This window comes from Xenorhabdus poinarii G6, assembly GCF_000968175.1.
Taxonomy (GTDB): domain Bacteria; phylum Pseudomonadota; class Gammaproteobacteria; order Enterobacterales; family Enterobacteriaceae; genus Xenorhabdus; species Xenorhabdus poinarii.
This window is the reverse complement of sequence record NZ_FO704551.1, coordinates 3,009,796-3,028,523: the sequence shown is the minus strand read 5'-3', so window position 1 is coordinate 3,028,523 and position 18,728 is coordinate 3,009,796. Positions and strand designations below refer to the sequence as shown.

Genomic DNA, 18,728 nt, shown 5'->3' with positions numbered 1-18,728 from the left:
ACAGGTCTGGACAAGCATAAGGCGCGGGGCTCTTTCATGCCCGCACCGAGTGACATATTCCGTTAATCAGGAACAGTGCTTGCCATTATGGGATCAATAAACTGGAGCCGTGAGTCATGCGGCTCTCCAATGCTTGATGTGCTGCCATTGCTTCATTCAGCGGAAATTTCTGGCTTTCTGGCACATCAACGTTGATTTTTCCCGCTGCAATGACGTCAAATAACGCTTTGCTGGCTTCGTTCAATTCCTCGTGAGTGGTGATATACCCATTAATTGCGGGGCGGGTAACAAACAGGGAGCCTTTTTGATTGAGGATCCCTAAATCGACCCCGGTCACTGGCCCGGATGCGTTGCCAAAACTGACCATCAGTCCGTGGCGCTTCAGGCAATCCAATGAATCCAACCATGTCGCTTTGCCTACAGAATCATAAACAACCCCGACTTTTTCCCCGCCAGTGATATCCAGAACACGTTCTACAATATTTTCGCGATTATAATTAATGGTTTGCCACGCGCCCGCAGCGTGGGCAAGTGCGGCTTTCTCATCAGAGCCGACAGTACCAATCAATTTTGCTCCCAATGCCTTCGCCCACTGGCAAGCAATCAGTCCAACCCCTCCGGCTGCGGCGTGGAATAAGAAAACGTCGTCTTTTTGCACCTTATGCGTCAGAAAAAATAAATAGTAAACGGTTAAACCTTTCAGCAAGGAAGCGGCTGCTTGTTCAAATGAAATGGCATCGGGCAGAAGAACGATCTTATTCGCCTGAACATTATGCACTTCACTGTAAGCACCGATTGTCGATTGGGCATAAGCAACGCGATCACCGATGTTAACGGATGTCACATTGGCACCTACTTTGGTGACAATGCCGGCAGCCTCTGTTCCCAGGCCGGATGGCAAATCAGTTAACGGATATAATCCACTGCGAAAATAGGTATCAATGTAATTAACCCCAATGGCTTTATGTTCGACTTGGACTTCATCAGGTGCCGGATCAGCAGGTATAAATTCACAATATCGGAGTACTTCTGGGCCGCCAGTGGCGGAAAATTCAATATGTTTTGCCATGGTCACTCGCTCGTTATAGTGGAAATATTGGGAACAGCTTCGCACGTTTGCAATGAAATGGATGCAACCTGTGTGAATTTATCGGAAATCATTACAGACTATATATAATTACTCAAGGCTGTTTTCATGGCGTATACTGATACGCTATTTCGTTTTTTGTTTAGTGGATTGATGTGGTACATGGCTGGGAAAAAACCAACTAACAACAGTATGGCTGAACCAAAAGATCGCCAAGTGGAAGGGCTGAAACTTCCACCACACTCTTTGGAAGCAGAGCAATCCGTGTTAGGCGGTTTGATGCTGGATAATGAACGTTGGGATAATGTATCCGAGCGGGTTAGCAGCAATGATTTTTTTAGCCGACCACACAGACGTATTTTCACTGAAATGCAGCGTTTGCTCGAAAGGAGCAAACCCATTGACCTGATCACATTATCGGAATCTCTTGAACAAAATGGTGAGCTCGATAATGTCGGTGGGTTCGCCTATCTTGCCGAATTATCAAAAAATACCCCAAGTGCTGCGAATATCAATGCCTATGCGGATATTGTCCGCGAGCGGGCGGTCGTACGCGACATGATTGCGGTAGCCAATGAAATTGCAGATGCGGGTTATGATCCACAAGGCCGAACCAGTGAAGAGCTCCTGGATTTGGCAGAATCACGCGTATTCCAGATCGCAGAAAACCGGGCCAATAAAGACGAGGGGCCGAGAGGGATTGAACAGATCCTGGAAGAAACCGTTGCACGAATCGAGCAGCTTTATCAGCGCCCACATGATGGCGTGACAGGGGTTTCTACCGGCTATCAGGATCTGGACAAAAAAACCGCAGGATTGCAGAAGTCAGATTTAATTATCGTGGCGGCGCGTCCTTCAATGGGGAAAACAACCTTTGCGATGAACCTGTGTGAAAACGCCGCTATGATGCAGGATAAACCTGTTCTGATTTTCAGCTTAGAGATGCCAGGCAGTCAGATCATGATGCGTATGCTGGCATCCTTATCCCGTGTAGATCAAACACGTATTCGAACTGGTCAGCTTGATGATGAGGACTGGGCGCGAATTTCCAGCACGATGGGGATCTTGCTGGAAAAACGCAACATGTATATTGATGACTCATCCGGTTTGACACCAACGGAAGTGCGTTCCCGTGCGCGGCGAATTTTCCGCGAACATGGTGGGCTGAGCATGATTATGATCGACTACCTGCAATTGATGCGGGTTCCTTCTTTATCTGACAACCGAACGCTGGAAATCGCGGAAATATCCCGTTCATTGAAAGCGCTGGCGAAAGAGCTTCAAGTACCGGTTGTCGCACTCTCTCAGCTTAACCGTAGCCTGGAACAACGCGCCGATAAACGTCCGGTTAACTCCGACTTACGTGAATCAGGCTCTATCGAGCAGGATGCTGATTTGATTATGTTTATCTACCGGGATGAAGTTTATCACGATAACAGTGAACTGAAAGGCGTGGCAGAAATCATCATTGGTAAACAGCGTAATGGCCCTATCGGGGCAGTCCGGTTGACGTTTAATGGTCAATGGTCACGCTTCGATAATTATGCCGGGCCAAGTTACAGTGACGAATAAATCTGAGAGCCTATCGTCCTTGTTTAACTGACTAAATTATCAACAGTGAAGATAGGCTGTTATTGATCAAACCTGACCGGAAAATCATAAAAAAAGGGGATGAAATGAAAGCGGCAACTGCTGTTATCGACCGCCGCGCTCTGCGACACAATTTGCAACAAGTCAGGGTACAAGCGCCTGGCAGTAAACTGATTGCCGTTGTGAAAGCAAACGCCTATGGACATGGTTTATTAGAAACGGCTGCCACGCTGGAAGAGGCAGACTGTTTTGGTGTCGCTCGCATCGGGGAAGCCCTTGCCTTACGCAGTGGAGGCGTAGTCAAACCCATCTTGCTACTAGAGGGCTTTTTTGAAGCTACTGTTTTACCGGTTTTAGTCGCCAACCATATTGAAACCGTGGTGCATAGTATTGAACAGCTTGAGGCATTAGAACAGGCGGATTTACCCCATCCGGTGAAAGTCTGGATGAAGCTTGATACCGGTATGCATCGTCTGGGGGTGAGGATTGATGAAGCAGAAGCGTTTTATCAACGCCTGAGCCGCTGCCGTAACATTGAACAACCGGTTAATATCATGAGTCATTTTAGCCATGCAGACGAGCCTGCCGTGGCAATAACCCAACAACAAATTGATTGCTTTTTGGCATTTGTTGCGGATAAATCCGGCGAAAAATCTATTGCTGCATCGGGGGGGATTTTATTGTGGCCACAGGCACATTTGGACTGGGTTCGTCCCGGCATTATGGTGTATGGCGCTTCACCAACAGCGGACAAAACGGCGGCCGATTTTAATTTACTCCCTGCGATGACACTAAAATCTAGCTTAATCGCAGTACGTAAACATAAAGCGGGGGAATCAGTAGGATACGGTGGTACGTGGCGTAGTGAACGTGATACCTGCCTTGGCGTTGTGGCAATGGGGTATGGTGACGGTTATCCCCGCAGTGCACCTGCTGGCACACCGGTATTTATTAATGGCCGGGAAGTACCGCTGGTTGGTCGCGTGTCCATGGACATGATCACTGTGGATCTGGGGCCTGCATGTCAGGATAAAGTTGGGGATGAAATTATCCTTTGGGGAAATGTTCTACCAGTGGAAAGAATTGCCAAACATTCAGGCATTAGCGCCTACGAGTTAATGACAAAGCTGACTTCACGCGTCGTCATGGAATATCTAGACGAATAAACCGATAAGCTATATTGTTGATTGCATCTTTTATCAACTCGGAGCAAGGAGTGTAACGTAGTGTTCCAGAATATTGATGCGTATGCGGGTGATCCTATCTTGTCATTGATGGAAACATTCAAAAATGATCCTCGTGCAGAAAAAATTAATCTGAGCATCGGGCTGTATTACGATGAGCAGGGTATAACGCCACAATTGAAAGCTGTCGCTGCTGCTGAAGAACAGATGCGCACTTTGCCGCAGTCTGCTTCCCTTTATCTTCCGATGGAAGGCTTGCTTGCTTATCGAGTGGCAATTCAGGAATTGCTATTTGGTCAAGATCATCCATTGTTAAGCTTGCGTCGCATCGCAACTGTTCAAACATTGGGCGGTTCGGGCGCATTAAAAGTGGGTGCTGATTTCTTACACCGTTATTTCCCTGGTTCTGAAGTCTGGTGCAGCGATCCAACCTGGGAAAATCATGCTGCTATTTTTGCTGGCGCTGGCGTCAAAGTGAACTATTACCCTTATTTTGATGATAAAAATAAAGGGGTGAGATTCGACGAAATGCTGGCAACATTCAAGCAATTGCCTGGTAAAAGCATTATTTTGATGCATCCTTGTTGCCATAATCCTACAGGCTCTGATCTGACCAATAACCAATGGGATTTAGTGGTTCAGGTTGCCAAAGAACGCGAATTGATCCCTTTCCTGGATATCGCTTATCAGGGATTTGCCGATGGTATGGAAGAAGATGCGTATGCGATCCGTGCAATGGCAGATGCAGGGTTACCTTGTCTGGTGAGTAACTCATTTTCGAAAATTTTCTCACTGTACGGTGAGCGTGTGGGTGGGTTATCCGTGATTTGTGACGATACAAACGCGGCTGAAAATGTCTTAGGACAATTGAAAGCCGGTATCCGTCGTATTTACTCCAGCCCGCCAAATTTTGGGGCGCAGGTTGTTGCCAGAGTATTGGGTAATGCTGAATTAAAAAATCAATGGCTAGAAGAAGTGGAACGGATGCGTTTGCGTATTCTGGAAATGCGAACTGTATTAGTAAACGCATTAAAAGATGCCTTGCCGGAGAAAAACTTTGACCATTTACTGAAACAGCGTGGTATGTTCAGTTATACCGGGTTCAGCCCGGAACAGGTCGAGAGATTGCGTAAGGAATTCGGCGTTTATCTGGTCGGTTCAGGCCGAGTTTGTATGGCAGGCGTGAATCATCATAATGTACAACGTATTGTTGAAGCATTTGCCGCAGTGAGTCGGTAATGTATATTACTGATAGCGTTTCAAGTTGCAGTGTTGTTTGATGACATGAAATTTGTTATCTCATTGATGCGGCGATGCTGAAGCGCTAAGCTCAGGATGTATTTTGGGTGGGTTTTCCGCGAAGCGTCAGATTGAAAAAACAGTGAAAAAAGTAGAAGGCTACATAAATTCAGAGCTTTCTACTTTAATAATGATGTTAGTTTGGAAAAGATTATTTCTTCAGTAACTGATAAAACGTTGGATTATCATCACACTGTCCACTGCCACATTCCAATATGGTAGAAATCAGATTAGCTGCAATTAAAAATGCAAATAACCCCATCGCTATTTTGCCGAATGTGGGAGGCGTGTATTTTTCTGAATCAATATTTCCTGCTTTTAGAGGCATAATAGCGGCAATAGCAATGATGGTCAGAATAGACAAAATAGCAGCCCAGGTATAAAAATGCAGTCCGAAGAACGTGGAACCATACCCCATATCTCCCGGCAGGATATGGAGAGAAACCTGACGCATAGCAATGAAACCAGTCACAATACAGCCGAGCAGTGAGAGGCTGTAGTGGGCGTTTTTTATACCGAAATAAATATTAAACAAAAAACCAAAACCAATCATGATAATGCCTGCGCGCTGTAATAAACATAATGGGCAGGGAAGTTCAAAACGCGCTAATTGATAATAAAACGCGACGATCAAAATTACACTAATACCGAACAAGCCAAGGATATTCAAGGTCATTGCGAGGCTAATATTACGCGGTGCTGACATTGTATTATTCATAACGGCCTCCGATTAGAAAGACAAATTCAATGCATCAGTTGCATGATATTTAAACCAAAACACCGTAATGATGAATAAAGTAAACCAAAGCGTATACGTCAGCTTTTTCTTGTTAGTAATGACAGTAACGATGGTAACCAGCGCAACCAAGAACGGTAAAAACATATACATGTTTAATCTCCATTAAAAATTTAAAGCATATGTAATAACACGATGGAATGAATATGTCAGCAATGTGACTATAAGTAATATTAGAACAACAATACAAAATACTGATTTAAGGAGGGGGGATTTATTCGAAATAATAGTGAAAAAAGACTTTCTTCCTCCGTGTATAAAGGAAAATTTAGTTAACAATGTGTGATGAAATGACGAAAAAACTCCCCACCAAGTGGGGAGCAGGGTAGCTAATTTAGCGGCGGGATAATTGAATTAACCTTTCTCAATATTGGCTTCAAAAAACGAGCAGTGTGAGATTGTTCGCACATAGCGATTGCTTCTGGCGTCCCTGATACCAGTATTTCACCGCCGCCGCTGCCACCTTCGGGACCGAGGTCAACAATCCAGTCAGCCGTTTTGATGACATCCAGATTATGCTCGATAACGACAATGGTATTTCCTTGATCCCGTAGTTGATGTAGAACAGAAAGTAATTGTTGAATATCCGCAAAATGCAGGCCAGTTGTTGGCTCATCAAGGATATACAATGTCTGGCCTGTACCTCGTTTGGACAATTCCCGCGCCAGTTTTACCCGTTGTGCTTCCCCGCCTGAAAGTGTTGTAGCGGATTGACCCAGACGAATATAAGAGAGGCCAACATCGATTAAAGTTTGTAATTTACGGGCAAGGGCAGGAACTGCATCGAAAAACTCACGCGCCTCTTCGATGGTCATATCCAGCACTTCATGAATATTTTTGCCTTTATATTTGATTTCCAGCGTTTCGCGATTGTAACGCTTACCGCAGCATTGATCGCAAGGTACATAAACATCAGGCAAGAAGTGCATCTCAACTTTAATGACCCCATCGCCCTGACAGGCTTCGCAGCGCCCACCTTTAACGTTGAAACTAAAACGCCCCGGAGTGTAGCCACGGGTGCGGGATTCAGGAACACCAGAGAATAATTCCCTCACCGGCGTGAACACACCAGTATAAGTGGCAGGATTGGAACGAGGCGTTCTGCCAATCGGACTCTGGTCGATATCGATCACTTTGTCGAAATGTTCAAGACCCTGGATGTCAATATAAGGTGCAGGATCAATATTGGTTGCTCCGTTTAACTGGCGCTGCGCGATAGGGAATAACGTATCATTGATCAGCGTCGACTTACCGGAGCCAGAAACACCGGTGATACAAGTAAATAGGCCAACAGGCAGTGTTAATGTTACCTTTTTCAGATTGTTGCCTTTTGCGCCAATCAATTTCAGCATCTTATCTGGATTGGCTGGTACACGCTGTTCTGGAATGGCAATTTTACGTTGGCCACTCAGGTATTTTCCTGTCAGGGATTTGGTGCTTGCCATGATATCGGCGATTGTGCCCTCGGCAACAATTTCGCCACCGTGTACCCCCGCGCCTGGCCCGATATCAATAATATGGTCAGCCGCGCGAATAGCATCTTCATCATGTTCGACAACGATAACGGTATTACCCAAATTGCGCAGGTGAAGCAATGTTTCCAGTAAACGTTCATTATCTCGTTGATGCAGACCAATAGAAGGCTCATCCAGCACATACATCACACCGACAAGACCCGCTCCAATTTGGCTTGCCAGGCGGATACGCTGAGCTTCTCCGCCTGAGAGGGTGTCAGCCGAACGGGAAAGCGTCAAATAATTCAATCCGACATTAACCAAGAATTTCAGGCGATCACGGATCTCTTTCAGAACTTTTTCAGCAATTTTGGCACGTTGTCCACTGAGTTTGATATTTTGGAAAAACGCCATCGCATGGCCGATGCTGAAATCCGAAATTTGCGGTAACGTGGTATTTTCGATAAAGACATAACGTGCTTCTTTACGCAATCGCGTACCCTCACAAGAAACACAAGCGCGATTGCTGATATATTTTGCCAGTTCTTCCCGTACTGCGATGGATTCTGTCTCTTTATAGCGGCGTTCCATATTATGCAAAACGCCTTCGAACGGATGGCGACGAACAGTGACATCACCACGATCATTGGTGTATTTGAATTCGATAGACTCTTTATCTGAACCGTATAAAACGACTTTTCGAAGCGCCGGGCTTAATTGATTAAACGGCGCTTCAATATCGAATTTGTAGTGTTCAGCCAGTGATCGTAGCATCTGGAAGTAATAAAAATTACGGCGATCCCAACCTCGAATAGCGCCGCCGGCCAGGGAAATAGAGTCATTTTGCACCACACGTTCAGGATCAAAAAATTGCTGAACACCTAAACCGTCACAGGTTGGGCAGGCTCCCGCAGGATTGTTGAAAGAGAACAGGCGAGGTTCCAGTTCGCTCATACTATAGCCACATATTGAACAGGCAAAATTGGCAGAGAAAACCAATTCTTCGGCCTGATCATCATCCATATTGGCAATGACAGCCGTACCACCGGAAAGTGTCAGCGCAGTTTCGAATGATTCCGCTAATCGCTGAGCGAGGTCTGCTCGTACTTTGAAACGGTCGACGACGACCTCAATAGTGTGTTTTTTCTGTAATTCGAGTGTTGGTGGATCGGAAAGATCACACACTTCACCATCAATACGAGCGCGAATATAACCCTGTGCAGAGAGCGTATCCAGTAGCTTGGTGTGCTCTCCCTTGCGTCCTTTAACGACTGGAGCCAATAACATCAGTCGTTGTCCTTCTGGCAGAGCCAAAATATTATCCACCATCTGGCTGATCGTTTGTGCCGCCAACGTAATATCGTGATCGGGACAACGGGGTTCACCTATGCGCGCAAAGAGCAGACGGAGATAATCGTGAATTTCAGTGATTGTTCCAACTGTAGAGCGCGGGTTATGGGAAGTGGACTTTTGCTCAATGGAAATTGCGGGGGATAATCCCTCAATATGATCGACATCCGGTTTTTCCATCAGTGACAAAAATTGGCGGGCATAGGCAGAGAGAGATTCAACATAACGACGTTGGCCTTCTGCATACAGGGTATCGAAAGCCAGAGAGGACTTACCTGAACCCGATAGCCCAGTAATAACTATCAGTTTGTCACGGGGAATAACTAAATTGATATTCTTAAGATTATGGGTGCGGGCGCCCCGAACTTCGATGTTATCCATATCACTTCCCAGGTTATTGATAATGCAAGACTTTATTAATAGTGCAAAACTCAAAAACGCGTTATTATTGCACAAATATGGCTGAGTAGATATACAGTGCTTAACGGAGAATCATACTGTATCCATTGCAACACAGAGTACGATGCGCTTCGCAAAGTATAATATAATGAGCTTATGTTTAAACTTAGTCCTCGCATGGTAAACTACTTTGCTTATAATCAGAGAAGTTCATTTTTAGCAAAATTCATTTCATCAGGAGTATTCCCAATGGCCAGCAGAGGCGTAAATAAAGTTATTTTAGTGGGTAATTTGGGGCAGGACCCGGAAGTTCGCTATATGCCGAATGGCGGTGCAGTTGCCAATATTACTCTGGCAACGTCTGAGAGCTGGCGCGATAAACAAACCGGTGAGATGAGAGAAAAAACCGAGTGGCATCGCGTAGTGATGTTTGGCAAACTGGCAGAAATTGCCGGTGAATATCTGAAAAAAGGCTCTCAGGTTTATATTGAAGGCGCTTTGCAGACTCGCAAATGGCAGGATCAGAACGGTCAAGACCGCTATACCACCGAAGTTGTGGTCAACCCTATCGGTGGCACAATGCAGATGTTGGGCAGCCGTGGTGGCGCAGCACAGGATACACCAGCACAAGGTAGTTGGGGACAACCACAGCAGCCACAGGCATCTCAACAATTCAGTGGTGGCGGTATGGCCTCATCTCGTCCGGCACAATCTCCGGCGCCACAGAGCAATGAGCCACCAATGGATTTTGATGATGATATTCCGTTTTAAAAAATACCATAGAGACTTTTGTAAATTTTAAGTTTGTAAGCCCCGTTAATTCGGGGCTTTTCATTATCTATTTCGTACCACTCTACTCTATCACGTGATGAGGAGCGAAAATTATCCAAAATTAAGGAGGCTGGTGCGCAATTGGGTTGAATGGAGATATCCCGGAATATCTCAAGAAGTTATTGATTTTTTTAGATGTCTTACGCTTAAGAGGGGCATGTATTAGATAGTTAGTTGTTGTGATATGACGAAAAGAGAGAACTCATTTAACTCATCGTACACGAATCAAAAAGCTGAACCGAAAAACGATAGGTGACTCTAAATCTGAAAAACGTTTCGATCCACTACAATCATGAAAAGTGTGATTCTTAGCCTTATGGAAAAGAAGTCATCATTTGTAAATATAGCTTCGATGGTTTTTCAGATATCTAAGAAAGAATTATTATATATTTTCACTATTAAACAATTTCTGACTAAATGTTATTAAGTCGAAAATATTAATCTGTTGTTCAATTAGATACTGTGTTACATTTTTTGAGTCACAATAAGAGGCAAGTATTGTAAATTGCTCAATAAGTATATAGTCTGTATTAACTACAATTTTATTTAATGGTTTTTATATGACTTTGGTAATGTATCTGTATCGCCAATCTTGGGTTTTATTTTTATTATCGACAATAAGTGCTCTAATGAGTGGTTTTTCTGGTGCTTATGTTATCAGTGTGATTAGTAAAGGGATTACAGAAATAGTTAGTTTTAGATCTCTCATCTGGGATTTTTTTAGTGCGTGTATTATATTTTTTTTCAGCAAAACCTTATCGCAAATTACATTATCACATTTAACTCAATCAGCAATTTATTCATTGCGTTTAAGTTTAAGTATTAAAATATTACAAGCTCCATTCAAAAAAATTAATAAATTAGGGAGGCATGGATTATTGGCGGTTTTAACTAAAGATGTAGATGTCTTTGTACAATCTTTTATGTTAGCACCGACAGCATTTGGAAATATCACGTTGATTATCGCTTGTTTGGGTTACCTGGCTTTTATTTCTTGGCAACTATTTATCATTCTGACTATTCTTTCTTTATTTACTATGTATATTTTCTATATTCTAGAAAAACGGCCTATACGCCTAATGAACGAATTGCGGGATCAAATAGATAAATTATACTTCAATTTCCAGAGCTTAATAGACGGAAGTAAGGAACTGAAATTGAATAAACAAAAAGGAAATATTTTCATCGATAAAGTGATATCTCCAGACGCTAGAAAGTTCAAAGATATTTGTATTAAAGCCACTAATAGCTATGCATGGGTATTAAATGCAAGCTCCGTGGCTTTCTATATAATTATTGGTATCATTGTGTTTGTTGTCCCTATTTGGCTTCCTCAAGAACCAGCTAACTTAGTGGTAGTAGCACTGATCGTTTTATTCTTGACAGGCCCAATCAGCGAAGTTATCGGGGCAATTCCAGAAATCAGAGAAGCGGAAATTTCATTGAATAAAATGAATCAACTTGATAGCCAGTTGAATGAATTACAATACAAACAGCTTGAGATTAATACAACCAACCCATTCTTAAGTGAAAAACCTTTGGTGCTTGAGCTAAAAGAGATTACACATCACTACACTAAAGATAAAGAAGAACATCAGTTCATACTTGGCCCTTTGAACCTAAAAATATATCAAGGAGATATTGTATTTATTGTTGGTGGTAATGGTTGTGGTAAAACTACTCTTGCTATGCTACTAGTTGGTTTATTTGAGCAAGAGTCTGGTTCTATCTTTCTCAATGGTGTGAAGATGAATGAGTCTAACAATGAACACTATCGTCAGTATTTTTCTGCAATTTTTTCCAACTATTATTTATTTGATCAATTATTAGATACAAACACAAATGTTACAGAGAAAGCAACTTATTACGTTGAAGCATTAAATATGAGTCATAAAGTCAAAATTGTTGATGGTAAATTCTCCACGATTGAACTTTCAACAGGACAAAGAAAAAGGTTAGCTTTAATTTCCGCTTACTTAGAAGATCGGCCAGTATATTTATTTGATGAATGGGCTGCGGATCAAGATCCTGTGTTTAAAAAATTATTTTATACTGAGCTTTTGCCTGAACTAAAATCTCGAGGCAAAACGGTCATTGTTATTAGCCATGATGAATCTTATTTCCATATTGCTGATCGTGTAATTAAGTTGGAAGATGGTAATATTAAGGGGATAATTGAGCCAGCTAACACTTAGCTTTATCGTGTCATAAACTAAATATTTAGATAATTTTAGCTTAAATTTAAAACCCGGCAAACTTAATGTTTTTTAACAGAAATTAACTTAAAAAGGTGGGAATGAAAATTCCCATACCTTTGTCATGCAAATATATTGAGGTTATTTACCCAATTTCCTTGCCTAATAATTGACGAATATAAGAACCCGCGCCTAATAACCCGGGTTTATCATGGGTAATCAGGTACACCGGAATATCCCGTAAATAATGGGTAAATCGGCCTTTGTTTTCAAATCCCTGCCGGAATCCTGATGTCTGGAAGAATTCAAGGAAACGGGGAACAATCCCACCCGCAATATAAACGCCCCCAAAGGCACTGATATTCAGCGCTAAGTTTCCGCCAAAACGACCTAATGCGCGACAGAAGAGTTCCAATGCTTGTTTGCAGATAGGGCAATTGCCATTCAATGCGCGATCAGAAATATCGCTAGGGGTCAGATCTTCGACAGACTGATTATTCAGCTTCTGGAGAGAACGATAGATGTTCACTAATCCTGGCCCGGAAAGAACGCGTTCGGCGGAGACATGTCCATATTCTTTCCGTAGAACGTTTAACAGATGATCTTCTTCCTCACTGTCTGGCGCAAAATCGACATGACCCCCTTCACCGGGTAGGCTTATCCATTGATTTCCCGTATGAATGAGATGGGCAACTCCCAACCCCGTACCTGCACCATAAACGGCGATAGGGCGCTTAGCTTGAGGTTGTTTTCCTCCAATCTGAATCACATCATTTGTCTGCAAAACCGGAATAGCAAGGGAAACGGCGGTAAAATCGTTAATCACTTCAAAACGTTCCCAGCCAAGAGATGTTTTCATCTGGTTAACAGAAAAACACCAACTGTGGTTGGTCATACGGATAATGTCATCGGTCACCGGACAGGCAATGGCAATACAGCCATCATTGACGTCACAGTCTTGCTGTTGCAGATATTGGCGGATAACAATTTCAAGTGATGCATAATGTGCGCAGGGGTAAAATTCAACTGCGCTCAGTTGTCCAGTATCTATATCACATAATGCCAGCCGTGCATTTGTACCACCGATATCGCCTACCAGGGCATAAGTTGTCATGATTTATCTCCTAAAATCTTACAGAAAGGGTCAATATCCTAATGAACCAGTCAGATGTCGAACTGAGGGGATTTTACACAAGGTCAAACACAAAGGCCGCATAAAATTGGCGATTATCGCTTGATCCTTATCCCCGATTCACTGGATAATCATCCGCTTCAAATTTTCTCACTTTATTTTTGTCCAGTAAGCCAAACGATTGCGCAAACGAATAGCTGAACTCGCGAGTCCCGCATTGATATTGTGAACTTATGACGTAATCGTTTTCGTTTAGATGGGTTTGAGGAAAAAAGTGAGCGATTTTTTATGCGGCATATTCAACAAAAGCAGGGGAAAAACATGTCTGGCAAGCAGGCACTCACTCAATGCAAACTCGATAAGTATTTTAAGATTACTGAACGTGGATCGACGGTGCGTCAGGAAATTCTTGCTGGATTAACGACATTCTTGGCGATGGTCTATTCCGTTATTGTGGTTCCGGGAATGCTTGGGCAAGCCGGATTTCCCCATACCGCTGTGTTTATTTCTGTCTGTTTAGTGACGGGTATAGGTTCGTTATTGATGGGGTTGTGGGTGAATTTGCCAATGGCGATTGGCTGTGCCATCTCGTTGACTGCATTTACGGCTTTTAGTTTGGTATTAGGACAGCAGGTCAGCATTCCTGTGGCACTGGGTGCGGTATTCCTGATGGGGTGCTTGTTTACGGTGATTTCAGTGACAGGCATACGGGCATGGATTTTGCGTAATATGCCGATGGGCATCGCACATGGAACCGGCATTGGTATCGGGTTATTTCTATTGTTGATTGCGGCCAATGGCGTCGGTCTGGTGGTGAAAAATCCCCATGCGGGTTTACCGGTTGCCTTTGGCTCATTGACGGCATTTCCGGTGGTGATGACAATATTGGGGCTGGCGGGAATTATCGGTCTGGAACGGAAGAAAGTGCCGGGCAGTATTTTGTTGATGATTATCGTGATATCTATTCTCGGTTTGATTTTTGATCCGGCCGTTAAATATCAAGGATTTTTTAAAATGCCGACATTAGGGGAAGATAGCCTGTCCCTGATGTTCAGCATGGATATTATGGGGGCATTACAGCCGATTGTTTTACCCAGTGTTCTGGCATTGGTCATGACAGCAATATTTGATGCAACGGGAACGATTCGGGCTGTAGCGGGGCAGGCAAATTTATTGGATAAGAGAGACCAGATCGTGAATGGCGGTAAGGCTCTGACAGCAGACTCTGTTAGCAGTATTTTTGCGGGCATCATCGGTGCTTCCCCCGCGGCGGTGTACATTGAATCCGCCGCCGGAACTGCGGTCGGTGGTAAAACAGGTTTAACGGCTTCTGTTGTGGGTATTTTGTTTTTGTCGATTCTATTCCTGTCTCCGCTGTCGTATTTGGTGCCTGCCTATGCAACTGCGCCCGCCTTAATGTATGTCGGGTTATTGATGCTGAGTAATGTACGAAAGCTAAACTTTGATGATTTTGTCGATGCTATGTCGGGTTTGCTGTGCGCCGTCTTTATTGTACTCACTTGTAATATTGTGACAGGTATTATGTTAGGTTTCAGTGCACTGGTTGTTGGCCGTATTTTTTCGGGCGAATGGCGTAAACTGAATATTGGTACCGTTATTCTTGCTGCCGTGTTAGTTGTCTTTTATGCCGGAAATTGGGCTATCTGATTAAAAATAGTGGCTTAATGAAAATATGATGCGTAAGCGATAGCGTTTGCGCATTTTCCCTCTTTTTGAAATAGGTATTTTCCCTCTCTTTGAAAGAGAAAGCTAAAATAGCCTGATTTTTCACATCCCCTTGCCGATAAGTCTAAAATAGATAAAAGGAGTTCTATCGATTGATGACTCATAATGTGATTGTTTTTTGGTTTTTTCTAATAGCTGTAAAATTTATGGGTATTAGCGCTGTTATTAATAATCAAAAACAGTCACAATCTTTTCACCGACGGATTTTTGGCAATTTGTAAGGGTAACATGGAGATATTTTTTACTATCTTGATTTTGATTTTGGTGGTGTCAGTTTCTGGTGTTCTCACTAAAATGATACCTTTCCGTATCCCCTTGCCGATAGTGCAGATAGCAATGGGAGCGTTGCTGGCCTTACCTTATTTTGGACTACACGTTACTTTCGACCCTGAATTATTCCTCGTTTTACTTATCCCGCCTTTATTGTTTGTTGATGGCTGGAAAACGCCGACCAGAGAGTTTTTCCAGCATGGGCGTGAAATCGTTATATTAGTTTTAGTGTTGGTTTTGGTGACCGTGGTTGGCATTGGCTATTTGATTCATGGGTTATTGCCGAGTATTCCACTGATTGCCGCTTTTGCACTGGCGGCGGTATTATCGCCAACGGATGCGGTGGCCTTGTCCTCGATTGTTGGAAAAGGACGTATTCCTAAAAACATGATGAGTGTGCTGGAAGGGGAAGCATTAATGAACGATGCTTCTGGTCTGGTGGCGCTGAAATTCGCCGTGGCAATTGCCATGGGAACGATGGCTTTTACGGTGACTGGCGCAACCATCGAGTTTATCAAAGTCGCGGTGGGTGGTTTGGTGTCGGGTATCGTCGTCACACTGCTGTACAGTAAGTCACTGCGATTGATGAGCCGCTGGAGTGGAGACGATCCCGCAACCCAAATCATGTTTATGATGTTGTTACCGTTCGCCTCTTATATGATTGCTGAGCATCTGGGGGTATCCGGGATCCTGGCTGCGGTCACCGCCGGTATGACAATCAGTAAGGCGGGCGTGATCCGTAATGCACCGCTGGATATGCGTCTGCGTGCCGATAACGTATGGGGAATGCTGGCCTTTGTTTTCAATGGCCTTGTGTTCATCATGCTGGGGCTGCAATTACCCGGTATTTGGGAAACGTCGGTTGCTGAGGCCGATCTTGACCCACAGGTTGAAACATGGATGCTGTTCGCCGCGGTTGGGATCATTTACGTTGCGCTGCTATTACTGCGGTTCGGTTGGTTATGGCTGATGAAAAATATCAGCAAGGTATTGATAAAGAAAAAACCACTTGAATTTGCTTCCTATACGACCCGTGAGCTGTGGTTAGCCTCATTCGCTGGTGTTCGTGGTGCAATTACGCTGGCCGGTGCGCTGTCTGTGCCGTTTTTCTTGCCGGATGGTGATCCGTTCCCGGCACGCTATATGTTGGTTTTCATTGCTGCGGGTGTGATTTTGTTCTCCCTCTTTGTCGGGGTTGTCGCGTTGCCTCTGTTCTTGCGTGGCATGACCGTTGGTGATAAGCAGGCAGATCTTAATGAAATCCGAATGGCAAAAGCAGCAATGGCCGAAGTGGCTATTATCAGTATGAATAAGATGGAAGAGCGTTTGTCGGCCAGTACGGAAGAAAAACTGGATGCCGAAGTTATCGGTGAAGTGGCTTCTCGCGTCACAGGTTCTTTACGGCGTCGTACCGCAGGAACGGATGAAATCGAGCACAATCTTATGGTTGAAGATCTGGAGCGTCGTTTTCGTTTGACGGCATTAAGGGCTGAACGAGGCGAGCTGTATCACTTGCGTGCAACCCGTAAGATTAGTAATGAAACACTTCAAACGTTGCTGCATGATCTGGATTTGCTAGAAGCGCTTTTAGTGGATAAAGAACAATAAAAAGGTAAAAGATCAATAAATTATGTGGCTGTTAACGATCACAACATTTTTGTGGGCTGCCTCATTTAGCTTGATCGGTGTGTATCTCGCTGGTCAGGTTGATAGCTGGTTTTCTGTGCTTGTCAGAGTCGTGTTGGCGGCAATGGTATTTTTGCCATTTTTGCGCTGGCGTGGGCTATCGCTGAAAGTCATTTCACTCTATATGGCCGTCGGCGCCTGTCAGCTTGGTGTGATGTATTTGTTTGTCTTTCATGCTTATCATTATCTGACCGTGGCAGAATTTTTACTGTTTACCATCATGACGCCACTTTATGTCACCTTGATTTATGATCTGATGAGACGTCAGCGGTTGCGTTGGGGGTATGCTTTAAGTTCTTTATTGGCTGTGGCAGGTGCCGCGATTATTCGTTATGACCAATTGAGTGAAGATTTCTGGATTGGCCTGGTACTCGTGCAGTTGGCCAATATTTTCTTTGCGATTGGCCAGGTAGGTTATAAGCGTTTGATGGAAGTTCATCCAATCCCGCAGCACGTGGCATTTTCATGGTTCTATTTGGGCGCCTGTGTTATTGCCAGCATTGGCTGGCTGATATTCGGTGATCTGCAAAAATTGCCAACCACTGAAAGCCAGTGGGGCGTGTTGATTTGGTTAGGTGTCGGGGCATCGGGGATGGGTTACTTCATGTGGAACTATGGGGCAACCCAAGTGGATGCCGGAACACTGGCGATTATGAATAACATGCTGGTTCCGGCGGGATTGTTGGTCAATTTTGCCATTTGGCAGGCGCACCCTAATTGGCTGAATTTCACCATTGGGGGCAGCCTGATTGTTGCATCGCTCTGGGTGCATCACCGCTGGATACTGAAACCCGCTTCACAAAGGGTAAATTATCCACCGCGTGCTGGCGCGCAGAACGAATAAACGTATCAATAGCAGGTTGGCGCTGTTCTCCTTCTCGGCAGGCGGCGTACAATCTGCTCCATAACCCTTCTCCTAACGTATGGGTGACAACCAGTCCTTGTCTCTCGAATGTCTCTACTGCCCAATGTGGTAATGCGGCGATACCCAAGCGGGCTGCAACCATTTGAATCAACAACAGTGTATTATCGACCGTTTTTAATGTCGGCGTTACTTCCGCAGGCTGGAGAAAACGCCGCCAGATATCAAAACGTTGTCGCTGGACGGGATAAATCAGCAAAGTTTCATCAGCAAGATCTTGTGGGCAGATATGACGTTTATTTGCTAATGGGTGATCCGGTGCAACGACTAGTTTCACTTCATAATCAAACAGCGGGGTGTAGTGTAATTGGCTGTCCGCAATAATGTCTGATGTCAGAACAATATCGAGTTCACGTTTTTGGAGTGAGGGTTGGGGATCAAATGTCACGCCGGATTTGAAATCCACATTCACCTGCGGCCAGGTTTCACGAAAACGCTTAAGTGCAGGGGTCAGCCATTGAATACAGCTATGGCACTCGATGGCAATACGTAAATTTGTCTCTTCCGGTTCGTTGCATTCACGCAGGGAAGCGGTAATCAAGGGTAATACTTGATCTGCCAGCTTTAATAATACCTTTCCTTGAAGCGTCAGCGTCAAGGGTTGGCTTTTGCGAATGAATAGCTTAAACCCTAACCGATGTTCTAATTCACTGAATTGATGCGAAAGAGCGGATTGCGTCTGATGCAGGTAATTTGCTGCTGCCGCCAGTGAGCCACAATGGTTCAGGGCTTGGAGTGTTTTTAAATGTTTTATTTCGATCATGAAAAACCTTCAAGATGATAATGA

At 44.1% G+C, this 18,728-nt stretch carries 14 protein-coding genes and 1 pseudogene; 9 read left to right on the top strand and 6 right to left on the bottom strand.

The window, feature by feature from the left end:
- Positions 1-85: 85 nt before the first annotated feature.
- Positions 86-1,069 (bottom strand): quinone oxidoreductase, encoded by a 984-nt coding sequence (locus XPG1_RS14015; protein WP_045959596.1) that lies wholly within the window; start codon positions 1,067-1,069, stop codon positions 86-88.
- Between the two features lie 180 nt (positions 1,070-1,249).
- Between XPG1_RS14015 and dnaB the strand changes: the two genes are divergently transcribed.
- The 3 genes from dnaB (at position 1,250) to XPG1_RS14000 (ending at position 5,100) form a co-directional block, all read left to right on the top strand.
- Complete coding sequence (gene dnaB, locus XPG1_RS14010; protein ID WP_045960784.1) at positions 1,250-2,659, top strand: replicative DNA helicase; 1,410 nt, start codon at positions 1,250-1,252, stop codon at positions 2,657-2,659.
- Between the two features lie 104 nt (positions 2,660-2,763).
- Entirely contained in the window at positions 2,764-3,843 is a 1,080-nt protein-coding gene (gene alr / locus XPG1_RS14005) for an alanine racemase (protein WP_045959595.1), read from the top strand.
- Positions 3,844-3,903: 60 nt separating this feature from the next.
- Positions 3,904-5,100 carry an amino acid aminotransferase gene (locus XPG1_RS14000; protein ID WP_045959594.1) on the top strand — a complete coding sequence of 399 codons (1,197 nt, stop codon included), beginning with the start codon at positions 3,904-3,906 and terminating at the stop codon, positions 5,098-5,100.
- Between the two features lie 211 nt (positions 5,101-5,311).
- Here XPG1_RS14000 and XPG1_RS13995 read toward each other — a convergent pair whose 3' ends face one another.
- From XPG1_RS13995 to uvrA, 3 genes are all read right to left on the bottom strand, one after another.
- On the bottom strand, positions 5,312-5,878 hold the full coding sequence (locus tag XPG1_RS13995) for a disulfide bond formation protein B (RefSeq protein WP_045959593.1): 567 nt from the start codon (positions 5,876-5,878) through the stop codon (positions 5,312-5,314).
- A gap of 12 nt (positions 5,879-5,890) precedes the next feature.
- Positions 5,891-6,049, bottom strand: coding sequence for a DUF5993 family protein (locus XPG1_RS18720; protein ID WP_173425877.1), 159 nt, complete (start codon positions 6,047-6,049; stop codon positions 5,891-5,893).
- 236 nt (positions 6,050-6,285) lie between these two features.
- Entirely contained in the window at positions 6,286-9,141 is a 2,856-nt protein-coding gene (uvrA, locus tag XPG1_RS13985; protein WP_045959592.1) for an excinuclease ABC subunit UvrA, read from the bottom strand.
- A gap of 267 nt (positions 9,142-9,408) precedes the next feature.
- Here uvrA and XPG1_RS13980 point away from each other — a divergent pair, with 267 nt between their 5' ends.
- The 3 genes and pseudogenes from XPG1_RS13980 (at position 9,409) to XPG1_RS13975 (ending at position 12,185) form a co-directional block, all read left to right on the top strand.
- Positions 9,409-9,930 (top strand): single-stranded DNA-binding protein, encoded by a 522-nt coding sequence (locus XPG1_RS13980; RefSeq protein ID WP_045959591.1) that lies wholly within the window; start codon positions 9,409-9,411, stop codon positions 9,928-9,930.
- Positions 9,931-10,178: 248 nt separating this feature from the next.
- Positions 10,179-10,286 (top strand): annotated as a pseudogene (locus XPG1_RS19330) (IS1 family transposase); the annotation flags it as partial.
- 264 nt (positions 10,287-10,550) lie between these two features.
- Positions 10,551-12,185: a cyclic peptide export ABC transporter gene (locus XPG1_RS13975; RefSeq protein ID WP_045959590.1), complete on the top strand. Its 1,635-nt coding sequence runs from the start codon at positions 10,551-10,553 to the stop codon at positions 12,183-12,185.
- Between the two features lie 145 nt (positions 12,186-12,330).
- Here the strand turns inward: XPG1_RS13975 and glk are convergent, their stop codons facing one another.
- Positions 12,331-13,299: a glucokinase gene (gene glk / locus XPG1_RS13970; protein WP_045959589.1), complete on the bottom strand. Its 969-nt coding sequence runs from the start codon at positions 13,297-13,299 to the stop codon at positions 12,331-12,333.
- A 339-nt stretch (positions 13,300-13,638) separates the two neighbouring features.
- On the opposite strand from glk, the gene XPG1_RS13965 reads away from it, so the two are divergent.
- From XPG1_RS13965 to XPG1_RS17780, 3 genes are all read left to right on the top strand, one after another.
- Entirely contained in the window at positions 13,639-14,985 is a 1,347-nt protein-coding gene (locus tag XPG1_RS13965) for an NCS2 family permease (protein ID WP_045959588.1), read from the top strand.
- 306 nt (positions 14,986-15,291) lie between these two features.
- The gene (locus XPG1_RS13960; RefSeq protein ID WP_045959587.1) at positions 15,292-16,941 is read left to right on the top strand and encodes a Na+/H+ antiporter; all 1,650 of its coding nucleotides are present in this window, start codon (positions 15,292-15,294) and stop codon (positions 16,939-16,941) included.
- 22 nt (positions 16,942-16,963) lie between these two features.
- Positions 16,964-17,863: a carboxylate/amino acid/amine transporter gene (locus tag XPG1_RS17780; protein WP_071825389.1), complete on the top strand. Its 900-nt coding sequence runs from the start codon at positions 16,964-16,966 to the stop codon at positions 17,861-17,863.
- Here the strand turns inward: XPG1_RS17780 and metR are convergent.
- Entirely contained in the window at positions 17,748-18,704 is a 957-nt protein-coding gene (metR, locus tag XPG1_RS13955; RefSeq protein ID WP_045959586.1) for an HTH-type transcriptional regulator MetR, read from the bottom strand. The two genes, XPG1_RS17780 and metR, sit on opposite strands and share 116 nt — an antisense overlap.
- Between the last annotated feature and the right edge of the window lie 24 nt (positions 18,705-18,728).